A 22,664-nucleotide genomic window follows, 5' to 3' on the forward strand; every position below is an offset into this window, starting at 1 on the left:
AAAAAATTTGGGTTTGTAGACCACCCCTAGCCAAGATATTGTTCGATAATTGTGTTTTTTGTCCAAATTTTAATATTTCGAACATATTTGCTCATTGAAAGTTTCATCAAACATTCATACTAAAAGCGTATTTTTTATCCGTCTTAATTGATCAAATGATAAAAAAATGAAAAATTTAACAACACTTTTTAAAGTAACAACACTTTCTCTGGCAGTAACGTTATTGGCTGGATGTAATGATGATAATGACACCGCACCACCTGCTCAAAGAAGCAATCAAACCGTAAATATTTTAGCTTTTAATGACTTTCACGGAAATCTTGAGCCACCGAAGCGTTACGTCGAAGCACCAAATCCAAATGATGCTGCTCAATCTGTGCGTATTCCTGTGGGTGGAGTGAGTTACTTTGCCGATGCGATTAAAAAACTTAAAGCAGAAAATCCAAATAATGCTGTAGTTTCAGCGGGCGACTTAATTAGCGCCTCTCCTCTAACCTCTTCTTTATTTTTAGATGAACCGACCATTGAAGTCATGAATGATATTCAAATTGACTTTAATGCTGTGGGTAACCATGAATTTGACCGTGGTACAGATGAATTACGCCGTTTAAAGAACGGTGGATGTCAGCAATATACAAGCACTGCGCCTTGCCAAATTAATAAAAACTTTAGTGGTGCAAAATTTGATTTCCTTGCTGCTAACGTAGCAATGAAAAATGACGCCAGTAAAACGATCTTTCCTGCATATAAAGTCAAAACCTATGGTGGAATTCCAGTCGCATTTATTGGTTTAACCCTTAAAGCAACGCCAAGTATTGTTTCTGCTGCTGGCATTAAAGACGTTGAGTTTCGTGATGAAGCCGATACGGTAAACGCCTTGATTCCTGAGTTACAAAAACAAGGAATTGAAGCGATTGTAGTGGTGGTACATGAAGGTGCAGCGCCAAGTACGAAGTTTAATGAAAAAACATGTGATGGCTTAAGCGGGCCGATTTTAGGAATTTTGGATAAGCTTAATCCAGCAGTTGATATTGTTGTTTCAGGCCACACACACCAATCTTATATTTGTGACTATGCAACCAAAAATCCAGCAAAACCGTTCTTACTTACCTCAGCTGGACAATATGGCACGCTCATTACTGACATTAAGGCTGAACTTGATGGTAAAACTGGTGATGTAATTAAGAAGGATGCTAAACAAGTTCCTATACAAAGTGAGGCCTATACGTCTGGCACAACCATAGTAAGCCTTACCGATCTCTATCAAAAATTTAGTAAAACTCCAAGCATTGAAGCCATTTTAGATAAGTACCGCCAAGCGGTGACCACGATTTCAAGCCGTGTGGTTGGAACTGCAACAGCAGTAGTCAGTCGTACTCAAGTCGAAAGTGGTGAAAGCCCATTGGGTATTATGATTGCAGATGCTCAACAAGCGGCTGCCTTAAAAGCAAGTAACCAAGGCTCTGACTTTACCTTAATGAACCCAGGTGGTGTCCGTGCCGACCTACTCATTAACAGTAGTAACCAAATCACCTTTGGCGATGTTTTTGCGGTGCAACCTTTTGGTAACTCTATTGTGACTCTGAGCTTAACTGGCAAACAAATTAGAGATGTAATTGAACAGCAGTGGTCTGGTGCAAATGTAAACTCACCTAGAATTTTACAACCATCTAAAGAATTAACTTATCAATATGCGGTAAATACGTCTGTTTCACCACGAGCAAGTAACATCATGGTTGCTGGTTCACCGCTGGTTGACAGTAAAGTATACCGCGTGACTGTAAATAGCTTTTTGGCAGATGGTGGTGACAACTTTACGGTATTAAAAGAAGGCCAAAACCGTATCGGTGGTGGTCAAGATATTGATGCCCTTGAAAGCTATGTCGCTAAGAATTCACCTTTAATTATTCCAACGACTACTCGAATTAAAGTCATTAAATAGCAAATTTAATAAAAAAGGACAGTTTAGGCTGTCCTTTTTTCTATCTGAACTTTTTATTCTGTATAGAGATTAAGTTCAATACTACTGATATTAGTTCCTGTATTCGCAAAAATAACATCTATGACTTCATGCAGTAGCTCTTTCACTTTTTCATGTTCATAGCTAGTTGCTTCTGCGGTTTTTAAACAAATCAAGTTACAACTCATTTTATCTTTTCTGATCTTATAAATACTTTTACTTTTTCCTAAGAACACCCTTTTGATGAGCTTGCGATTTTCAAATTCAGATAAGATTCGATAAATTGTTCCAAGCGTAATTTTATGTTCATTTTTAATTTGTGCATAAATGCTCACCGCGCTTAAGCCTTGTGGATTTTGATTTAAAATTTCAAAAACCTGTATTCTCGATTTTTTTATTGGTAGTCCATTTAATAATGATTTTGAAGTTGCCGTCATGATTAATTAGCCCTAATGTTGAAAAGTATAGAAATTCTTAAAATTATTTTGTCTACACTGGTTTAAAAATTATGGATATTTGTTTAATAAAAAACAAAGCCTATTCCCCTACGAATAGGCTTTGTGCTTAGTTTTAACTTAGAAACTATAAGTCGCTTTTACAAAGTAATTGCGGCCATAAAGTTTGGTATTAAATGATGCATCTTCATTCTCGAGATCAACATCGGTTAGGTTTTTTACACCATAGTCCAATGTTAAACGTGGCGAAAGTGGTGAGGTAAATGTCACATCGTAAGTCGTATAGGCTGGTAACTCTTTACCACTAGATAACATTTGATGACCTACATAGCTTGCACCAAAATTCATACGATAATTTTCAACAATAGCCCATGAAAGTGAACTATTAATTAACCATTCGGGACGTTCAGTAAGGTCTTTACCAGTTACTTCATTTTTAGCATCCAAATATGTTGCATTAGCTGTTATGCCTAAATCATCACTAAAGTCATATCCACCGTTGAGTTCTACACCTTTTAGTTTTGCTTTAGCAACGTTGTCCCATTTATATGGATATTTGGTTAGATTTGAAGAATCAGGATTAGAAACACGTTCAATTAAGTTCTCTACATCATTTTCAAATACTGTAACACCGGCATTCCAGTTTGGTTTACGAACAATTAAAGATGCTTCATAGTTGGTACTTTCTTCGGGTTTTAGATTTGGATTCCCTGTAATAAAACAGCTCCCCCCACAAGAAATTAACTCATAATTTGCATCTAACTGATATGGTCCTGGAACTTTATAAGCTTGACCAACACCACCTTTAAGAATAACTCCTTCAGCGAGTTGATAAGCTAAATATGCTTTACCAGTTGCTTTACCATCAAAATTATCAAAGTCGTCGTAACGACCACCTAAAGTTAATGTCAGTGCATCGTTAATATGGGTATCATTCTGAACAAATACTCCATAACTTTTCTGTTCAGATCCACCAGATGTGTATCCTACGGGATCTGTGATTTTCTGGTCTTTATAATCAACACCAGCTGTGGTGTTATTCATCATCCAGTCAAAGTTAGCAAAAGCACGACCTAGTAAGTTTTCTTGCTTATAATTACGACTTTGCGGAGCATTATATTCGCTGTCATAGTCATAAATTTTAGCGGTTTCTTTTCCAATATAAGCTTCTGTTTTACCCCAACTCCATTTCCCTCGATGAGTAATACCTACATTGGTTCGCTCATCTTCACCTTCTTGAATCGAAGATGCCGCATCTTGGGTAAGTGGTCTCTTATCTTTGGTATAACCTAAATCTAGGTCTAAAGTTTGTTGATCATTGATATCCCAACTTAAAGTCCCATGTACATTCTTAGTATCTTTCTCTACAAAATAGGCGCCATTTGAGTCCGGTTTACCATTTCGATACCACGCATCACGGTTATAAGAATCACCAGAAAGAGAAAAACTAACATTATCGGTTAAGCCACCGTATAGGTTAAATCCGTATCGGAATTGATCTTTACCATTCCCACGGTCAGCTCGGTTATATTGCCCAAAGATCGAACCATGAAGCTGTCCATTTTCGGCTTTCTTGGTAATAATATTAATTACACCACCCATGGCATCAGACCCATAAAGCGATGACATTGGTCCGCGAATTACTTCAATTCGTTCAATACTATTTAATGGAATTGAACTCCAGTCGAAGTCATTGCCCCGCCACATTGCTCCCAAGGAAGATGTTCTTTTTCCATTGATTAGAATTAAAGTATAACTGCCAGAAGTATCTTGCATCCCTCGGATAATAATTTTGTCCTGTCCGCTGTTATAGTTATAAACCCCAGCCTGTTTTTGTAAAACATCAGCAAGGCTCAGCGCCGCACTGCGTTCAATCTCTTCACTCGTGATCACACTAATGGATGCGGGTGCTTTATCTACGTCTTGTTCTTTTAATGCAGCAGAAACCACAATAGTTTTAAGTTTTTGAACTGGTTCACTATTACCTTGCTGTTCAATATCTGTATTTGCTTGAACGGCGAAAGGAAGCAGTGTTGAGATGGCGACCACCAGCGCCTTTTTCGTTAACGTCATTTCTCGGCCCTTATTCTGGATAATGATTACCACATGATAATTATTATCATTTATGATGTGCCGAGCATCATATACGCATGACTTTTACTGATCAAGATAAAAATAATTATTAGTTATATAATGATAATCATTATTGTTTGTGCTGTAAAAAAGCGTTACCATTACACTTTCGTGTGCCTAAAAACCTATTTAAAACAATCTTAAAGTAGACATAACAATGCTCTCTCGATTTTTTATCTATCACCCTATTTTTGTTTCTGTCGTTGCAATCACTATTCTTATTTTTGGTTTTCTTGCCACTTTAGCAATGCCTGTCGAACGCTATCCTAACCTTGCTCCACCGGGTGTTACGGTTGTTGCGAACTATCGTGGTGCAGCTGCTGACACAGTCGAAGAAAGTGTGACCCAAATTTTAGAACAACAAATAAAAGGTCTGGATAATTTGCTTTACTTTACGTCCTATAGTGAATCATCAGGAACGAGTAGCATTGATATTCATTTTAAAATTGGCACAGATATTGATAAAGCACAGCTCCAAGTACAAAACCGAATTAATGGTGCATTAAACCGTTTACCTGAGGAAGTTCAAAGACAAGGCGTAAACATATGGAAAACCACAGGCGATATGCTACTTATTGTGGGGCTATATGATGAAACTGGTAAAACCAGCAATATTGATTTGTCTGATTATATGGTGAATCACTTTGAACAGCCTTTAAGTCAGTTGCAAGGCATTGGTGAAGTTAATGTTTTTGGTTCAAGCTATGCCATGCGCATTTGGTTAAATCCAAATCAGCTTAGAAATTATCAACTTGTACCGAGTGATATTGAAAAAGCCCTAGAAGATTATAATACACAGATTGCTGCGGGTTCGATTGGTGCAATGCCCTCTGCTTCTGACCAAAATATTTATGCAAAAGTAAAAGCAGGTTCACGTTTAAAAACAATAGATGACTTTAAATCGGTAGTGGTTAAAGCAAATGTTGATGGTAGCCTTGTTTATTTAAAAGATATCGCGAGAGTCGAATTAGGGGCAGAAAATTACGAAAGTATTAATACGCTTAATGGCTACCCATCGGCAGGTTTAGGCATTTCTCTAAGCCCAGATGCTAATGCAATCGAGACTTCTGCCCTTATTAAAGAAAAAATGGCTCAGCTTAGCCAGCATTTACCAGCTGGATATAAAGTCGTTTATCCGCGAGACAATACACCATTTATTGAAGAGTCAATTAAGCAGGTCATGATCACTTTGCTTGAAGCAATCGTGCTTGTTGTTATTGTGATGTATCTCTTTTTACAAAATTGGCGTGCAACTCTTATTCCAACCATTACGGTTCCCATCGTCATTAGTGGCACATTTGTGGTGTTGTATTTATTTGGGATGAGCATTAACACACTTACGCTATTTGCCTTGGTTTTAGCGATTGGGTTATTGGTTGATGACACGATTGTAGTCGTGGAAAATGTTGAACGGCTTATGCACGAACAACAGCTAAGTGTACGTGAAGCTTGTTTAATGTCGATGCAAGAGATTAGCGGCGCATTGGTGGGTATTACACTGGTCTTAACCGCGGTATTTATTCCAATGGCTTTTTTTAGTGGTTCGACGGGTATGATTTACCGTCAGTTTTCTATTACATTAGCAGCAGCCATGTTGTTATCGCTATTTGTAGCCATGACCATCACACCTGCAATGTGTGCAGTTCTATTAAAAAAACATAATAAAAAACCAAAATGGGGACAACTGCTTGAGCTTGCTCTTCAAAAAATCAGATCAGCTTTTAGTTTTTTATCTGTTCTTTTAATCCGGTTCAAAATATTTTCCAGTCTGTTGGTTGTGGGCATCGCGGTTGTTCTATTTATGATTTATCGCAGTTTGCCTACAAGCTTTATTCCAAATGAAGATCAAGGATTACTTGCTGTTCCCTATAGTTTGCATAACAGTGCCTCAATGAGCCAGACTGAAGAAATTGGAAGACTCGTCAATAATTATTTCTTTGAACATGAAGGCAAAAATATTAATACCGTACTGGTCGTAAATGGACAAAACTTTTCAGGGAGCGGTCCAAATTTAGGTATGGCCTTTGTTTCGCTTAAACATTGGAATGAGCGTAAAGGAGAAGCCAATACGGCGAGTGCTATTCGTGAACGCGCCCAAGTATATTTACAAAAAAACTTGCCCGCTAAAGTCATGGTAGGAATGCCACCAAGTGTATCTGGTTTAGGTCAATCTGATGCTTTAGAACTTTGGCTTAGAGATGTAAATGGTCAAGGGCGTGATGAATTAATTAAACAATATAAAGCCTTAGAAAAAGAATCTCGAAATTATTCGGCCTTTGAAAATCTAAGTCCTCTTGTGAGTGAAGATAAAGCCGAAGTATTTATTCAACTCGATCAAAATAAAGCCAAAATGTTAGGAATTGACCAACAAGCAATTCGTTCAACACTATCGACTGCTTGGGGTGGAAACTATGTTGGCGATTTTGTTGAGCGAGGTCGAATTAAGAGAATCATTATGCAAGGTGATTCAGAGTTTCGTTCTAAACCCGAAGACTTAGCGTATTGGCATGTACGCAATAACTCAGGTGGAATGCTTTCCCTCGCCCATTTTGCACAAAGTCAATGGACAGGTGGCCCAGAAGCTCTTACCCGATTTATGGGACTGGCTGCCATTCAACTTGAAGCAAATGTAAGTTCTGGCTTTAGCTCAGGTCAGGCAATGCAACAGTTAAGTGATATGGTCAGTAAACAGTCTGGTATAGATGTCGCATGGAGCGGTCTTTCTTTACAAGAGCAACAATCTAGCCGCCAAGCAATTTATTTGTACCTCATTTCTATTTTGTTTATTTTCTTATGTTTGGCTGCTTTATATGAAAGCTGGAAAGTTCCTTTTATTATTTTATTAGGGCTTCCCCTAGGCATTACAGGCACTATTATTTTTGCTTGGATTTTTAAGTTACCTAACGATGTTTACTTTCAAATTGCCCTATTAACAGGTATTGGCTTATCTTGTAAAAATGCAATTCTCATTGTTGAGTTTGCGACTCAAGCACTCAAACAGGGAAAAAGTAAAATCGATGCAGCAAGTGAGGCTTTAAAGCTGCGTTTACGCCCGATTCTGATGACATCTCTTGCCTTTGGTGCGGGTGTGATTCCTTTAATTTTTGCAACTGGTGCAGGCGCTGCGAGTAGATATGAAATTGGAATGAGCGTATTTGGTAGTGTCGTGTTTGGTACTTTACTGGTACCGCTATTTACTGTGTTCTTCTTTGTTGTGGTTCATAGCTTACCGAGTTTGCAGTGGTCAATGAGCAAACCATGGTTGAGTCGAACTTTGAGATTTAACAGCCGTATTAAAAAGAACAATACTTCCTTTTAAAAGTTAAAATAAAAAAATGGCAGATTTAAAATCTGCCATTTTTTTTATTCTTTCAATTTAAGCGACTAGCTTATCAATCCAAACTTCTAGGGTTGGTTGTTCAGCTAAATCTTCAAAGCTTACCTGTGCGCCGTAAGCTTGCCATTTACCCACTAATGTCATAAGGCGAACCGAATCAAGTCCAAGCATGAGTAAATCATCATTTAACTGAATGTCTGATGCAGGAATCTGAAGCTGTTCACTCACTGCCAAAACAATACCTTCTTCAGTAAGTGGTGATGCAGCTTGTTCAAGCGCCCAAGCTCGTGTGACTTGTTGAGTTGTCATGACTTGCCCACAACGTGTACTTGTATATTTTAAAGCCATATCGTGTTCTTCACGGCTAAAGTCAGCAAGTGCATCTCCGCATAAAAACGGCTGAATATTTAGCATAAAGGCTTCTGCCGCACTCATGAGGCAACCAATATGGGCATAGACACCACAAATGATCAGTTGATCGCGGTTTGACTCATGCATAAGTTGTTCGAGTGGAGAAAATTTAAAAGCGCTATAACGCCATTTTGTTAAGACAGTATCATTTTTATCAGGCGTAATTTCCGGCAAAATTTGGGTAATATATGGATCATCTTTTAGACCAGTTCCCCAAAAGTCAGTTAATAACTGGCGATGTTCAGGTGTCTGGTTACCGGGCTGTGCAGTATAGACCACAGGGATATTAAACTTACGCGCAGTTTCAATCAGTTCTTTGGTATTTTTAATGAGCTCTGGAATAGGCGCTTGGGTCTGATCATAAAAATCTAAAAAATATTGCTGCATATCATGTACTAATAAAACAGCGCGATCGGTATGCAACTGCCAATGTGTTTTATTCGCTGTAAATTCGTGCGCTTGTGGCATGTTGTAACTGGCAATTTTAGGAATACTCATCAAATTTTTCCTTTTTTATCTTTAAGCAAAAACATTAGTGTTGGTTTCAAATTGTTGACGTAATCTTTTTTTGTCGATTTTTCCAAAAGCTGTATATGGAAATTGCTCGATAAATTCGACTCGATCAGGAATTTTGTAGGTAGCAAGTCCATAGTCTTTCAGATGTTGACGAACTGACATTGCAAGACGAATTGGGCTTGGATCATCAGCGTGTGATTGCCATGCAACAAAGGCGCAGCTTTTTTCACCCATAATCTCATCAGGCATAGCAACCAATGCTGCTAGGCGAATTTGTGGATGAGTTAATAAAGCTTGTTCAACCTCTTCGGTCGCAATTTTTTCACCAGCGCGATTGATTTGTTCTTTTGAACGCCCTTCTACAACAATGCAACCATCTTCACGAATACGTACTAAATCGCCTGTTCGATAAAAACCATCTGGTGTGAAAGAACGAGCGTTGTGCTCCGGTGCTTGATAATAGCCGCGAATAGTATAGGGACCGCGAGTCAGCAAATGCCCTACCTCTCCAGCTTCTACTGGCTGATCATTATCATCCAGCACTAAAATTTCATCATCTTGTGAAATTTTTAAACCTTGGGTATGGATAATTTGCTCTTTCGTCATGTCAGAATGGGTGTAATTCACCAGTCCTTCAGCCATGCCAAAAACTTGTTGTAGATTGACTTGGAACTCATCAATTAAGCGTGTGGCAACGGCATCGGGTAAACGCGCTCCTCCGACTTGCAAGCAATGTAGAGTTGATAATATTGGATCTTGATCTTTTGCCGCTTTATCCATCCATGGGCGAACCAAAGCAGGAACCAAGCAAGCATCAGTCACACCGTGTTTTTTGATCAATGAAAAAGCAGTTTCAGGGCTTGGGTCAGTTCCTAAAACCACAGCCCCGCCTGAATAAAAAATACCTAAAGAACCGGCCGAACTCATTGAAAAGTTATGTGCCGCGGGTAAAACCATGAGTAAGCGTGATACCTGATTGAGACGGCAGATTTTCGCACTCTCACGTACGCTATAAAGGTAGTCATCATGGGTACGTGGAATCAGTTTAGGAACACCGGTACTTCCACCTGAAAGTTGTAAAAAAGCAACCTGATCTGCCATAGTCGGTGAGATGGCTTCATCTAAAATATGGGTTTCTTTTAATAGATCTTGAATTGCTATAAATTTGCCGGCATTTCCAAGTACAAATATATGTTGTAAGTAAGGAGCAGTTTGCTGAAGCTTTTCGGCAAGCTCTCGGTAGTCAAATTTTTGTGCACCAAAATCAGCACAGAAATAAGCTTTTGCTTGAGTTTGTTTGAAAAAACTACTGAGTTCTGCATATCGATGGGCAGGCAATGACATCACAGGTAAAGCACCAAGCCGAATCAGTGCAAAAAATAAAACATAGAACTGATAGTAATTTGGCATTTGTAAAACTGCTTTGTCACCCGCTCTTAGCCCATGTCGATATAAGTGGCTTGTACAGTAATCAACTAAATGATCAAACTCAGCGTAACTAACTGCTTTATCAGCATCATATACCGCAATATTTTGCGGGTATTTTTGAGCACTTTCACGCAAGAAATCACTCAAGTTTTGTCCAAGCCAATAACCTTTTTTGCGGTAAATCTCAGCAAATTCTGCTGGATATGGCACTGCACCATCCAAATAAACCTGTGTTGTCATGTGTTTGGTCCTTGTATTGGCAATTGATTGGGTGAAATCTGGAATCCGTCCAGCACAGTGCGAAATTTAGCGGCAGTTTCAGCATGTTCAGCTTGTGGACGAGATGCCTCCACAATCCCTGCACCAGCAAATAAACGGGCAATGTTTTGATAGATTCGGGCACAGCGCACAGTTACCGACCATTCACCATTACCTTGTTCATCTGCCCAACCCATAGTTCCTGCAAATAATTCACGGTTAAATGGTTCAAGTTGCTGAATTAGTTCTTTCGCAATTGGACTAGGCTCCCCACAAATTGCAGGGGTTGGGTGCAAGCGTTCAATTAAGTCAAAAACATGTGTATCGGCTTTCTTAAGTTCGCCAGTAATGTGTGATGCCAAGTGCCAAAGGCGTTTGGTACGAATGAGTGATGGTTGCGTAGGTACTTTTAACTGCTTACAAAAAGGTGTGAGCTCATCGGCAATCATTTCGATGACGAGTGCATGCTCATGTTGATCTTTTTGTGAAGCAAGTAATGCTCTAGCGTTATTTTGGTCTAGGGTTGGATCGTCATCACGAGCCAATGTGCCAGCAACCGGTTTACTCCAGATTTTTGTATTTTGCTTTGCAATTAAAAGTTCGGGGCTTGCACCGACAAACCATCCTTCACTTTGAGGATGCCTCGCGACTGCATAGTTATAGCCTTCGGGATTATGCTTGGCTAAGTTATAAAATAGGTCCGAGACGGAAATATTTTGTTCAAATTCAAGTTGTAAAATACGAGCAAGTACGGCTTTATCAAGTTTTTTTGCTTGCATTTGCTGAACTAAATATTCAACCTGCTGTTGGTAATGTTCACCTAAAGGGAAATAATCCGCCTTTTCTAAAGATAAAGAACCAAAATCAATATCAGACTGTGCATAGAGTACTTTCTGATAGATTTTTGCATTTTGCATCAGCATTAAATTGACATCGGCTGCCGAACAAAATGGTAGTCCACCCATAATCTTGACGTCTTTATAACCGTCATTCATTGCAAGTTCTAATTGAGCTCGTGCTTCATCTAACCAATCTTTTAAAAGGCTATTTTTAGCAACTTGAATATCTTGTAATTTTTGATCACTATTGATGGTGTATTCTGGCGTTGTGAAAATAAAACCTGCGTCATTTCCACAATTTAAAATTTCTTGGGCTAATGCAACGCGGCTTTCAGTAAAATTTTCTCGTTGGATAAAATACGGATGCTGTGCCGACATCTCGCAACTCCTTATACAGTTATTTTGTTGTAATGAATGAATGTTTAAACGCCTAAAGTGGCTCCTCCATCAACCACAATTTCTTGCATGGTAATTTGTGCAGCTTGATCAGAAAGTAAAAAGCTGACCGTATTGGCAATATCTTCAGGCTGGGCTAATTTTCTTAAGGGGATGCCTGTACGGTATTGGCTTAAATCTCCATCGATTACCGCAGGCGGAGGTGAATTATCTGTCCAAAGCTGCTGCTGCATTTGAGTTAGCGTAGAGCCTGGTGAAACAATATTAAGCCTTACTTGGTGAGGTGCGATTTCAAGCGCAAGATTACGGCAGTAATGGCTCAGTGCAGCTTTACTCGTTGCATACATGCCAAGTTGTATACGTGGCATACGTGAACTGTTCGAGCTAATCGTGACAATACTTCCCTGCTTTTTTTCACAAAAGTGCTTGGCAAGTTGTTGACTTATTGCGATGGGTGCCATGACATTTACAGCAAAAAGTGTTTGCCAGTCTTCTGTTTTTGCTTCAAGCATAGAACGCATAATCAAAACGCCCGCTGCATTCACTAAACCCGTTACGCTATGGTTGTTTAAAATATCTGTAATGAGCTTCGCTGTTGTTTCTTGATCAGTAATATCTTGTTGAAAGCCTTGCCAACGCGATATTTCACTGCTTTCTATCTTTTGTTTGATTTCCCATTGTTCAGGATTTTCCTGTCGGTCGATGCCGATCACTTGATACCCTTGCTGCAATAATTTTTTTGCAATAGCAGCTCCAATACCTCTTGCAGCACCTGTGACTACGATGGTAGAGCTCATGTTTTACTCCAGTTTGACTCGAATAGTAAATTCCGCCACATAATTGCAAATAATTATCATTATTATCAAGTGCGATAAATATCAAACATAAGATTACAATCTAAATCAAGTTATTTATTAACCAAGATTTCGACCTATTTTATTGATTTTTAAAAATTTTAATAAAACTCATCTTTTTTTATTGATTATAATGATAATTGTTTTCATTTACTAATGAGAATCATTTTGTTAATTTGACCGCGCTTTCTTGTCGAGATGGACTCAAAATGAAGCCATTTTCTCATCCCTTACATCCCCTATTTCAACAACTCAATGTTGGGAGTGAGGTCTGGTGGAATACCGTTAACAAATTAGGTAGTCCGCTAGTTAACCTACAAAAAAATAAAGTGCTCTGTACCTTTGTATGGCGTAGTCCTGAGCCTAAAGAAAGTATCTTTGTCTATATTGATATTTATTCACAAAGCCCTTCTATCTATCAAAAGTGGAATCGTTTTAGCCATATAGCTGGGACAGATGTGTACTTCTTTGAAATAGAGCTGCCCTTAACTTGGACTGGTAGTTATGTTGTAGTGACCGCTAGTGAAGAAGCGCCAGAAACAGATTGTGCGTCAACACGACGCTCATGGTGGCAAACACAGCTTAAACAAAATGCTCAAATTGACTCATTTAATCAAAATAAGTTTTATACAGGACATCTGGCCCGATACATCAATCAAATTCAACTCGAAAACACAAAAGCTTTCATAGACGATTGCCCAATTACAAAGACATTTCAATGGTCAAGTCGCTTATGCCAACAGGACTATTTGGTCGACATTTTTATTAGTCATCAATCGACTCAAGAAGTCTTGTCTCTCGTTATATTACTTGATGGCCAAATCTGGAGTCGAGAGCTTTCAATTCTGTCCGAAATTCAACATTTGACTGATTCAAATAAGATTCGTCCAGCAGTTTATGTTTTTGTTCATAGTTTAAATAGTCAACAACGCCAACAAGATTATGGCTGCCATGATGCATTTAGTCAGGCGTTGGTTGATGAACTCATTGAAATACTCTTAAAAGAATATTCTTTTATTTCTAAAACAGACATTACGTTATGTGGTCAAAGTTTAGGTGGATTATGCACTTTACATAGCGCTTTGCTGTTTCCGACCATTTTTACTTCCCTGATTTTGCAATCTGGATCTTATTGGTGGTCAGATTTTTCAAACAGTATTTTAGGGCAAAAACACAAAGGTAATATTTTAGAACTGCTTCAAAACCTATCTCATCAATTATCAAAAACAACTCAAATTTATATCAGTGCTGGCACGTATGAAACCGATATGCGGGACGATGCCCTTCAGCTTTATCAACAATTGCAATCATTCAATCAAGTGAGTTTTCACACTTTTCAGGGCGGACATGATGCCGTGAACTGGCGTACTGACTTGCTTAAGGCATTGCAAAAAACTCTTTCACTATAACCATTTGTTTCATCAAGGATAACAATATCATGAGCAACTTACAGGAAAACTATATTAATCCTTTCGATAATGAAAGTTTGTCTTTTCAGGTTTTAAAAAATCAACAAGGTGAGTTCAGTTTATGGCCTGCTCAACATCAGGTGCCATCGGGGTGGGATATTCAGCATGGCCCGGATACGCGGGCTTCATGCATTGCATATGTAGAAAAGCACTGGCTTGCAATTAACCCCTTTCAACAAGCGTAAAGGAGTATTGTCATGAATCAGGCATTAAACAATGAATTTACTCCGGACCTTTCTCAACCAGCTCGTTTTGAATTGGCATCTACTCAGCTCGGCATTTTCCTTGCCGATCATTTAAGTTCAATTGAAGATTTATATACCATTGCGCATTGTTTGGAACTACCAAAAACTGTCGATATCCCAACGTTTAAAAAAGCAATTCAGATCGGCTTAAATGAAGCTGACACGGTCATTGCTTCGTATTCATCTGACCCATCTCAACCGTTTATTGAGCTTAATAACCAAGTTCAGTTTCAAATTGAAGAATTTGATTTTTGTCATTTAACGCCTAAAAAAGCTCAGCAACGTTTATGGGACTGGATGCCATCAGATCGTCAATGTGCTAAATCACTTAAAGCGGGTGAATCTCAACTGTTTCGTCAGGTGTTATTTACGACGCATGATAAAGTGTATTGGTATCAACGCTATCACCACATCATGCTTGATGGTTTTAGCATGATTAACCTGACCAAACGTATTGTTGAACTCTATCAACAATTACAAGAAGAAAAAGACCTTTCAGTTTCTCCGTTCATTGGCGTCAATGACGTTATTTCTGAGCGTCAGGCTTATGAAAATAGTCATCAATTTAAAATAGACCAAGCTTTCTGGAAGGCATATTGTGAAGATTTACCTAGTCCAGTTAGTTTAAGTACTCATCATTTAGCGGCAAAAACCACAGCGACATTTATTAAGCATCAACTCCGTTTTTCGAAAGGAATTTTAGAGCAAATTCAGGCTTTAGCTGCGCAATCTAAATTAGCTTTAAATGACATGATGATGTCATTGTCATTACATTATATTTACAAAATGACAGATAAAGCCGATTTGGTTAACGGTATTCCATTCATGCGCCGTTTAGGTTCAAAAGCGATTCGCTCAACCTTACCTACGGTAAATGTATTGCCTGTGAAGTTTAAAGTTGCTGAAAAAGACAGTTGGGTAAGCTTGGCTCAACATGTACAAGAGCAATTACGACAAATTCGTCCGCATCAGAAATACGATGCCGAACAAATTTTAAGAGATTTAAATAGTATCGATATTCATGAACGAATGTACGGCCCTATTTTAAACTATAAAGCTTTTGATCAAGACTTGATCTTAGATGGTGAAAAGGTCAAAACACACCATATTTCTACAGGACCAATTGATGATTTTGAGTTTTCCTTTATTGTTCAAGATCATGAACTCATTATCGAACTACGTGCAGATTCGCAGCGTTATAGACAAGATGAACTATTTAACCATGGTCAACGCTTAACTTTATTACTTGAACAGGCTCTAATTCGTCCAGAACAGGCATGTAGCAATTTTAATATTACGACACCACAAGAGCTTGCTGCCCTGACCCAAAGTGGTATTGGTCCACGTGTTAGCCATCCTGAACAATATAATAATGTTCTAGATATTTTTTATGAGCAAGTTAAGAAGTATCCCGAACGTACCGCAATTGTGAGTGGTGAACGTCCAAACCTTCAGCATCTTAGTTTTGCTGAGCTTGCAGTACAAGTGAATCAACTCACTCGTTTTTTACAAGAAAATGGTGCCAAAAAGCAAACTGTCATTGCTGGAGCTATTCCTCGTTCGATTGACTCAGTTGTAGTGATGTTATCTGTACTCAATTCTGGTGCGAGTTTCTTACCTCTCGATTTAGATTATCCAATCGATCGTATGCAAATGATGTGTGAAGATGCAAATCCATTATTTGTATTAACCACACAAGCTCTTGCACAGCAACTACCACAAAATATTCAGCAGTTATATCTTGATCATGGAGATGTTCAAACACAAATTCGAAAGCAAGATGCGAGTGATATTCCTGCCGAAAATCGTAAATTTGATTTCCAAGACATTGCTTATGTGATTTTTACCTCAGGTAGTACTGGTCGTCCTAAAGGGGTAATGAACACACATGGTTCTTTACTCAACCTCATTTTGTCACATAAACCAACCATTTACTGGCCAGTATTAGAAGCTGTAAATCAGCGTTTCCCTGACCGTCCGTTACGTGCAGCGCATACACACTCTTTCTCGTTTGACTCATCTTGGTTGCAAGTTTTCTGGATGTTATGGGGCCAAGAGCTACATATTTTTGATGAAAACATGCGTCGTGATGCATTTGGTTTAGTGCAAGAAATTCAGCAACGACAAATCGATACACTTGATTTACCGCCATCTTTTTGTGCGCAAATGATGACGAATGGTTTATTTGCTGAAAATCAGCATCACCCAAGTCTTATTTTGATTGGTGGTGAAGCTGCACCTTTAGCTTTATGGCAACAGCTCAATGCTCAGCCAGCGCTTTTTGCACATAACTTATATGGCCCAACAGAATATACGGTTGATACTTTCCGAGCCGAATTAAAACAGACAGCTCGCCCTGTCATTGGTAACCCTATTGGTAATACACAGGCCTATGTACTAGATCGTCATTTACAACGATGCCCTACAGGCGTGATTGGTGAACTTTATATTTCTGGCTTTGGTATTGCCAATGGTTATTTAGGTCGAGCTGATTTAAGTGCTGCCCGTTTTGTAGCGAATCCATTTGAACATGGACAGCGCATGTACCGTACGGGTGATTTAGTCCGCTGGAATAGTTCGGGTAAACTTGAATTTATGGGGCGATGTGATGACCAGATTAAAATTCGTGGTTATCGAGTTGAGATCGGTGAAGTTGAAAATGCACTTTCGATTTTAGCCAATGTTGAAAGCGCAGTCGTGATTGCAGAACCGATTAATAACAGTCATCGTTTACTTGGTTATTGTGTGGTTAAAGACATTGAACTTGATGAAAAAACCAGTGAGCAATTAAGTCAGCAATATTTAAGTCAGTTACGTCAAAACTTACCTGAATATATGGTGCCTTCTGCTCTAACTGTTATGTCCGAATTTCCACGAAATGTAAGTGGTAAAGTTGATAAAAAAGCACTGCCAAAACCTCAAATTCGTACCCATAGCCGAATGGCCGAAACGTCTGAACAACAACTTTTATGTCAAATTACTGCATCTGTTCTTAAGCTTGACGCAATTGGAATTGATGACGACTTCTTTATGACGGGTGGCGATAGTATTTCGGCCATTATGCTTTGTACTCAATTGCGCCAACGTGGTTACGGCTTAAGACCAAGTGATGTATTCCAATTTAAAACAGTGGCCGCTATGGCACCGCAACTCACCCGTTTAGATGAGCAACAAGCAGCCATTTCAAAACCATTATTTTCAGCAGAACTAGAACAAAAAGTTCAAGAAAAATATGGCAAAAACAGCACTATTTTACCTTTGCTTCCTTTGCAAAAAGGCATGCTGTTCTTATCTCAAGTAGAAAATCAATCGAACTATAATGCCTTTACTCGTCTTAGTTTAAATGGAGACATTGATCCGGTACGTTTACAGCAAGCGTTGATTACCGTATTAAAACGTCACCCACAATTAGGTGGACATTTTGATAGCGAATTAGCTGAAGAACCTGTTTTTATTTATTCATTACATCCTACTCAAGCTTGGCCAGTTCAGTTTTGTTCGGTCACTCCCGATTTGCTTGAGCAAACCATTCAAGAAGCATTGCAGCAACCGATTCAGCTCGACCAATCCTATGGCTTAATTCGGGCAACCTTAATTCAACATGCTCCAGAACAGTCAGAATTATTGATTATGGTGCATCATCTGTTAACTGATGGTTGGTCAACTCCGCTATTTTTACAAGACTTTATTAAAGCCTATCAGCAAACTAACCAACAACTGCCAGTGCTTGAACATAGTTATGAAACAGTGATTAAAGCTTTATCTGCACGTGACCATGAAACATCAAACTTAATATGGCAACGTGATTTAGCTGATTTGCAGCCACTTATTTTATTTAATCAAGCACAGCAAGCTGTACAGGAAACTTCATATCGTTTAAGTGCTGAGTTGGGCGCGAAACTTCAACACAAATTACGCCAGCAAGGCATCACGCTCAATGTCTTCATGCAAATGATTTGGGCAATGACTTTAAATATTTATGCTCATCGTGAAGATATTGTATTTGGTACACCTGTTTCTGGGCGTTCAGCACCTATTAATGGTTTAGAGCAGCAAATCGGATTGTTTTTAAATACGATTCCGGTGCGTGTAAAACTCAACATGCAGCAAACGCTTTGGGAACAATTGACTCAGTTACAACAATTACATGTTGAACATTTAGAACATGATGGTTTGGGTCTGGGTGCAATTCAGCAATTAGTGGGGCAAGGCAATCTTTTCGATAGTTTGTTAGTCGTAGAAAACTATCCTGATAACCAGTATTTACAGCAAAAACTTGGTGATGCTACGATCTCCAAACTCACAAATCGTGGTTATAGCCATTATCCACTTGCTTTATTGGTTATTCCTGATCATCAAATTGAACTATTACTCGAACAGCGTGGTGTAATTGATCAACCAGAGCATTTCCTCGAGCGAATGGTTCAATTGATTGAAATTGCATTAAATGAACCAGAGACTTCTCTAGCTCACTATCGCTTACAACTGGCCGAAGAACGCGATTTAATCCAGAAAACGAATCAAACCCAATACTATGTTCGCCAGAGCACGTTACAGCAATTACTCAGAGAACAAGCTCGAATTACTCCTGAACAAACGGCATTATCTGATGAAAATCATCAGCTCAGTTTCAGTGAAGTGCGTTTGCAAGTTTGTGCGTTAGCACAGCAATTGCAAAGAGCGGGCGTACAGGCTGGGGATATTGTTGCGGTTGCTCTACCAAGATCAGTCAAATTGAGTATCGCTATTTTAGCGGTGATTGAAGCAGGTGCAGCTTATTTACCTATTGATTTACAACATCCGTCTGAACGCATCAAATTTATGTTGCAGAATGCCAAATCTAAACTTGTGATTGGTGAACAAAAAGATCTAGCTGCTATTGCCTCTCCATCAATAGCCACCTTTACTTTTAATGAATTGTTTGATGAAACAAAGGTTGATTTAAGCAGCTATAAAACAACAGTCATTACGCCACAGCATCCAGCATATTTAATCTATACATCGGGTACAACAGGCCAACCAAAAGGTGTCATGGTTTCTCACCAAGCCATTGTGAACCGTATTTTATGGATGCAATCAGAGTATCCACTGTCAACCAACGATACGATTTTGCAAAAAACGCCATGTACTTTTGATGTTTCGGTATGGGAGTTTTTCTGGTCATATTTAGTAGGTGCACGATTGGTTATGGCACCTGTAGATGCACACCGTGACCCATTGGCATTATTAAGCCTCATTCAAAAATATCAGGTAACAACATTACATTTTGTACCGTCAATGTTGGCTGTTTTTGAAAATGCTGCTACCGAAATTTTGTCATCTGCTCAGCGTCAAAGTTTACCGATCCGCCGAGTATTCTGTAGTGGTGAGGCATTACCAACGGCTTTAGCAAAATCATTTACCGAGCACTTTAGCTGTGAGCTACATAACTTATATGGCCCAACCGAAGCTGCGGTAGATGTGAGTTATATGGACGCAACACTCGGATTACACCCAGAAGAAAGTAGCGTTGCAATTGGATATCCAGTCTGGAATACCCAGCTTTATATTTTAGATCAATACTTACGCCCTGTTCCTGTTGGAGTGGACGGTGAGCTTTATTTGGCAGGCCATCAACTGGCCATGGGTTATTTGCATCGAGCAGACTTAACAGCAACACGTTTTGTGGCAAATCCATTCGCAGCAGGTCAACGCATGTACCGCACTGGTGATATTGCCCATTGGCATGCAGACGGAAGTATTCAATATGTAGGCCGTGCTGATGACCAGTTAAAGATACGTGGGCAACGTATTGAACTGGGTGAAATTGAACAACAATTACGCTTAATCAGCGGTCTTGATGTGGTTGTACATCCTATCGTTACTGAACAAAATAAAGCTGATGTTCAATTGGTTGCTTACTTACAAACAACAGCACCTTTGGACATCGACCAATTAAAGAAACAATTGGCGAAACAGCTTCCTGCATATATGGTGCCGACACACTATATGTTGGTCGAGAAATTCCCATTAAGTCATAATGGTAAGCTAGATCGTAAAGCACTACCACGACCACAACTTGATACTTCAAACACAGAAAAACAGTACGCCACAACTGGCTTTGAACATGAACTGACACGTATTTTCCAACAAGTTTTAAATACAGAACAAAATATTGGTGTAAATGAAGATTTCTTTGCCATTGGTGGACATTCCATTTTGGTCATGAAGCTTGCAATTGAAATCCGAAAAGTATTTAAGCGGACCATTCCAATTGGTCAGTTAATGAGTCATGTCACGATTCAGCGTTTAGCGGCTTTGCTTCTTACACAAGAACGTTTGGAAGAAGTTGAACAAACTGGTATGCAACCTGTTTTACCAATCCGTTCTGGCTCTGGGTATCCATTGTTCTGTTTCTTCCCTGGTTCTGGTTCGGCATGGCAATACACTGTGCTTAATCGTTATCTGCATTCTGACTTACCAATTATCGGGTTGCAGTCACCTCGACCAGATGGCCTATTGGCAAATAGCACTGATATGGATGAACTCGTTGAAAAACAACTTGAGATTATTCGTAAGCAACAACCGACAGGACCTTATACCTTATTAGGTTATTCACTTGGTGGCACTGTAGCCTATGCGGTTGCTGCAAAGTTAACTGAACAAGGTGAGCAGGTTGATTTTCTCGGCTTGTTAGACACTTACCCAGCCGAAATTCATCAGTGGTTAGATTTATCGGTAGAGGAAATGAATGCTGAAGCCGAACAAGAACAGCTTCAATTCTTCAATGATATTCTGGCCGATGCAGATACGGCATTAAGTGAAGAAACTCGACGTTTACAAGAGGATATTTTCGCAAACTATCGCGATGCCGTCCGTTTATTAAAACCTTATAAAATGCCAAACTTTGATGGTGAACTACACTTAGTTGTCGCTGAAAAAGACTTGCTTCCGTATATCCAACCAGAACAACAATGGTCCCCTTTAGTTAAAAAACTCAATATTGTTCGACTAAGCGAAGCGGACCATACCGATATATTGTCTCCACAGCAACTTGAAACACTTGGCCCAATTTTAAACCGTATGATTTGTCAGGCACGCGGTTTAGAGGAGCACACGCCATGAGCTTCAAATCTATATTGACCGATTTTAGTCTTTTAAAACGTAATGCTCATTTCCGACATGTATTTATTGCCCGCACATTGTCATTGTTAACCATTGGCATGTTGGTCGTGGCTATTCCAAAACAGGTCTATGACATTACGGGTAACTCGCTTAACGTTGCCGTCGCAATGGCTTTTGAAGGCATAGCCATGTTTATTGGCTTGTTACTTGGTGGTTTGCTGTCAGATCGCAAAGACCGAAAATGGCTAATTTTATTGGCACGTGGTGTGTGTGGTTTAGGCTTTGCAGGCCTCGCCATCAACGCCATGTTTGAGCACCCTTCGCTCTATGCGATTTATTTTCTATCAGCATGGGATGGTTTCTTTGGTGCACTAGGCGTAACGGCAATGATGGCGATCATGCCTGTGATTGTAGGGCGCGAGAATATTGTACAAGCCCGTGCGATCAGTATGGTATCCGTACGTCTTGCAACCGTTATTTCACCAGCAATCGGTGGTATTTTAATTGCTGCTAGCGGTGTTGCAACCGTATATTGGGTATCAACGGTGGGTACTTTACTTACTGTATTTTTATTGATGGGACTACCTGCGCTTAAACCACAACATGCATCAAATGGTGAAAGTCCTCTTCGCCAATTGGCTCAAGGATTTAAATTTGTTTTTAAAAATAAAGTGGTCGGTAGCACCATTTTAATTGGAACGCTGCTCAGTTTTAGCAGCGCTATTCGTATTATTTTTCCGCAAATGGCAGATGAAATTTTTCACGGCGGCGCATTTGAACTCGGACTTATGTATTCGGCCGTGCCTTTAGGCTCGACTTTAGGTGCCTTACTGAGTGGATGGACAACAAGGTTACTCAGACCCGGCTTAGTCATGCTCTATACGTGTTTAGGTGTTTTTAGCTGCATGATTATGATTGGGCTTTCACCTTGGCTAATCGTGACTTTACCGATTTTATGTGTTTTCGGATATTTGATGTCGATTGCCAACTTGCTTCAATACAGTATTGTGCAAGGACATACGCCTGATGAATATTTAGGACGTATTAATTCAATCTGGCTCGCACAAGATGCATTAGGCGATTCGATTGCCACTACAACTTTAGGCCTTTTAACTCGGTTTTTACCAATATCAGGAAGTATCCTCTTCTTTGGCATACTAAGCTTTGCAGTAGGATTTATGTTCTTATTCAACTCTCAAGATATGCGTGAAACAGGCTTCCAAGATCCTAAGTTACAAGAAAATTAAACCCTAAAAAAG

At 39.3% G+C, this 22,664-nt stretch carries 12 protein-coding genes and 1 pseudogene; 6 read left to right on the forward strand and 7 right to left on the reverse strand.

Translation table 11 applies throughout. The features are described from left to right. Positions 1-166: 166 nt before the first annotated feature. Positions 167-1,942 (forward strand): bifunctional metallophosphatase/5'-nucleotidase, encoded by a 1,776-nt coding sequence (locus K6I41_RS09410; protein ID WP_250375740.1) that lies wholly within the window; start codon positions 167-169, stop codon positions 1,940-1,942. Between the two features lie 53 nt (positions 1,943-1,995). Here K6I41_RS09410 and K6I41_RS09415 read toward each other — a convergent pair whose 3' ends face one another. Further along, on the reverse strand, positions 1,996-2,397 hold the full coding sequence (locus K6I41_RS09415) for a transcriptional repressor (RefSeq protein ID WP_005305185.1): 402 nt from the start codon (positions 2,395-2,397) through the stop codon (positions 1,996-1,998). Positions 2,398-2,535: 138 nt separating this feature from the next. After that, on the reverse strand, positions 2,536-4,488 hold the full coding sequence (locus K6I41_RS09420; protein WP_250374159.1) for a TonB-dependent receptor plug domain-containing protein: 1,953 nt from the start codon (positions 4,486-4,488) through the stop codon (positions 2,536-2,538). Between the two features lie 217 nt (positions 4,489-4,705). On the opposite strand from K6I41_RS09420, the gene K6I41_RS09425 reads away from it, so the two are divergent. Beyond that, a complete protein-coding gene (locus K6I41_RS09425) occupies positions 4,706-7,867 on the forward strand; it encodes a multidrug efflux RND transporter permease subunit (protein WP_250374160.1) in 3,162 nt (1,053 codons plus the stop codon). A 57-nt stretch (positions 7,868-7,924) separates the two neighbouring features. Here K6I41_RS09425 and K6I41_RS09430 read toward each other — a convergent pair whose 3' ends face one another. The 5 genes and pseudogenes from K6I41_RS09430 to K6I41_RS09450 form a co-directional block, all read right to left on the reverse strand. Then, entirely contained in the window at positions 7,925-8,113 is a 189-nt protein-coding gene (locus K6I41_RS09430; protein WP_235823111.1) for a phosphopantetheine-binding protein, read from the reverse strand. A 30-nt stretch (positions 8,114-8,143) separates the two neighbouring features. Further along, positions 8,144-8,794: pseudogene (locus K6I41_RS09435) on the reverse strand (isochorismatase family protein); the annotation flags it as partial. A 21-nt stretch (positions 8,795-8,815) separates the two neighbouring features. Then, positions 8,816-10,480, reverse strand: coding sequence for a (2,3-dihydroxybenzoyl)adenylate synthase (locus K6I41_RS09440; protein ID WP_250374161.1), 1,665 nt, complete (start codon positions 10,478-10,480; stop codon positions 8,816-8,818). Next, entirely contained in the window at positions 10,477-11,715 is a 1,239-nt protein-coding gene (locus K6I41_RS09445) for an isochorismate synthase (RefSeq protein ID WP_250374162.1), read from the reverse strand. The genes K6I41_RS09440 and K6I41_RS09445 overlap by 4 nt, the downstream gene beginning before the upstream one ends. A 44-nt stretch (positions 11,716-11,759) precedes the next feature. Continuing rightward, positions 11,760-12,530 (reverse strand): SDR family oxidoreductase, encoded by a 771-nt coding sequence (locus tag K6I41_RS09450; RefSeq protein ID WP_250374163.1) that lies wholly within the window; start codon positions 12,528-12,530, stop codon positions 11,760-11,762. Between the two features lie 266 nt (positions 12,531-12,796). Between K6I41_RS09450 and fes the strand changes: the two genes are divergently transcribed. Genes fes through entS form a run of 4 tightly spaced genes read left to right on the forward strand, consistent with a single transcriptional unit; the run spans position 12,797 to position 22,652 of the window. Next, positions 12,797-13,996 carry an enterochelin esterase gene (gene fes / locus K6I41_RS09455; protein WP_250374164.1) on the forward strand — a complete coding sequence of 400 codons (1,200 nt, stop codon included), beginning with the start codon at positions 12,797-12,799 and terminating at the stop codon, positions 13,994-13,996. Between the two features lie 29 nt (positions 13,997-14,025). Next, complete coding sequence (locus K6I41_RS09460; RefSeq protein ID WP_005305165.1) at positions 14,026-14,241, forward strand: MbtH family protein; 216 nt, start codon at positions 14,026-14,028, stop codon at positions 14,239-14,241. A 12-nt stretch (positions 14,242-14,253) separates the two neighbouring features. After that, entirely contained in the window at positions 14,254-21,405 is a 7,152-nt protein-coding gene (locus K6I41_RS09465) for a non-ribosomal peptide synthetase (protein ID WP_250374165.1), read from the forward strand. Further along, entirely contained in the window at positions 21,402-22,652 is a 1,251-nt protein-coding gene (gene entS / locus K6I41_RS09470; RefSeq protein WP_151821876.1) for an enterobactin transporter EntS, read from the forward strand. The genes K6I41_RS09465 and entS overlap by 4 nt, the downstream gene beginning before the upstream one ends. Positions 22,653-22,664 lie beyond the last annotated feature (12 nt).

Source organism: Acinetobacter sp. AS23 (assembly GCF_023612055.1).
GTDB lineage: Bacteria > Pseudomonadota > Gammaproteobacteria > Pseudomonadales > Moraxellaceae > Acinetobacter > Acinetobacter oleivorans.

Coding starts and splice junctions, on each gene's coding strand:
- K6I41_RS09425 (WP_250374160.1), top strand. CDS start 4,706: ATGCTCTCTCGATTTTTTATCTATCACCCTATTTTTGTTTCTGTCGTT.
- K6I41_RS09465 (WP_250374165.1), top strand. CDS start 14,254: ATGAATCAGGCATTAAACAATGAATTTACTCCGGACCTTTCTCAACCA.
- K6I41_RS09450 (WP_250374163.1), bottom strand. CDS start 12,530: ATGAGCTCTACCATCGTAGTCACAGGTGCTGCAAGAGGTATTGGAGCT.
- entS (WP_151821876.1), top strand. CDS start 21,402: ATGAGCTTCAAATCTATATTGACCGATTTTAGTCTTTTAAAACGTAAT.
- K6I41_RS09415 (WP_005305185.1), bottom strand. CDS start 2,397: ATGACGGCAACTTCAAAATCATTATTAAATGGACTACCAATAAAAAAA.
- K6I41_RS09410 (WP_250375740.1), top strand. CDS start 167: ATGAAAAATTTAACAACACTTTTTAAAGTAACAACACTTTCTCTGGCA.
- fes (WP_250374164.1), top strand. CDS start 12,797: ATGAAGCCATTTTCTCATCCCTTACATCCCCTATTTCAACAACTCAAT.
- K6I41_RS09445 (WP_250374162.1), bottom strand. CDS start 11,715: ATGTCGGCACAGCATCCGTATTTTATCCAACGAGAAAATTTTACTGAA.
- K6I41_RS09440 (WP_250374161.1), bottom strand. CDS start 10,480: ATGACAACACAGGTTTATTTGGATGGTGCAGTGCCATATCCAGCAGAA.
- K6I41_RS09420 (WP_250374159.1), bottom strand. CDS start 4,488: ATGACGTTAACGAAAAAGGCGCTGGTGGTCGCCATCTCAACACTGCTT.
- K6I41_RS09460 (WP_005305165.1), top strand. CDS start 14,026: ATGAGCAACTTACAGGAAAACTATATTAATCCTTTCGATAATGAAAGT.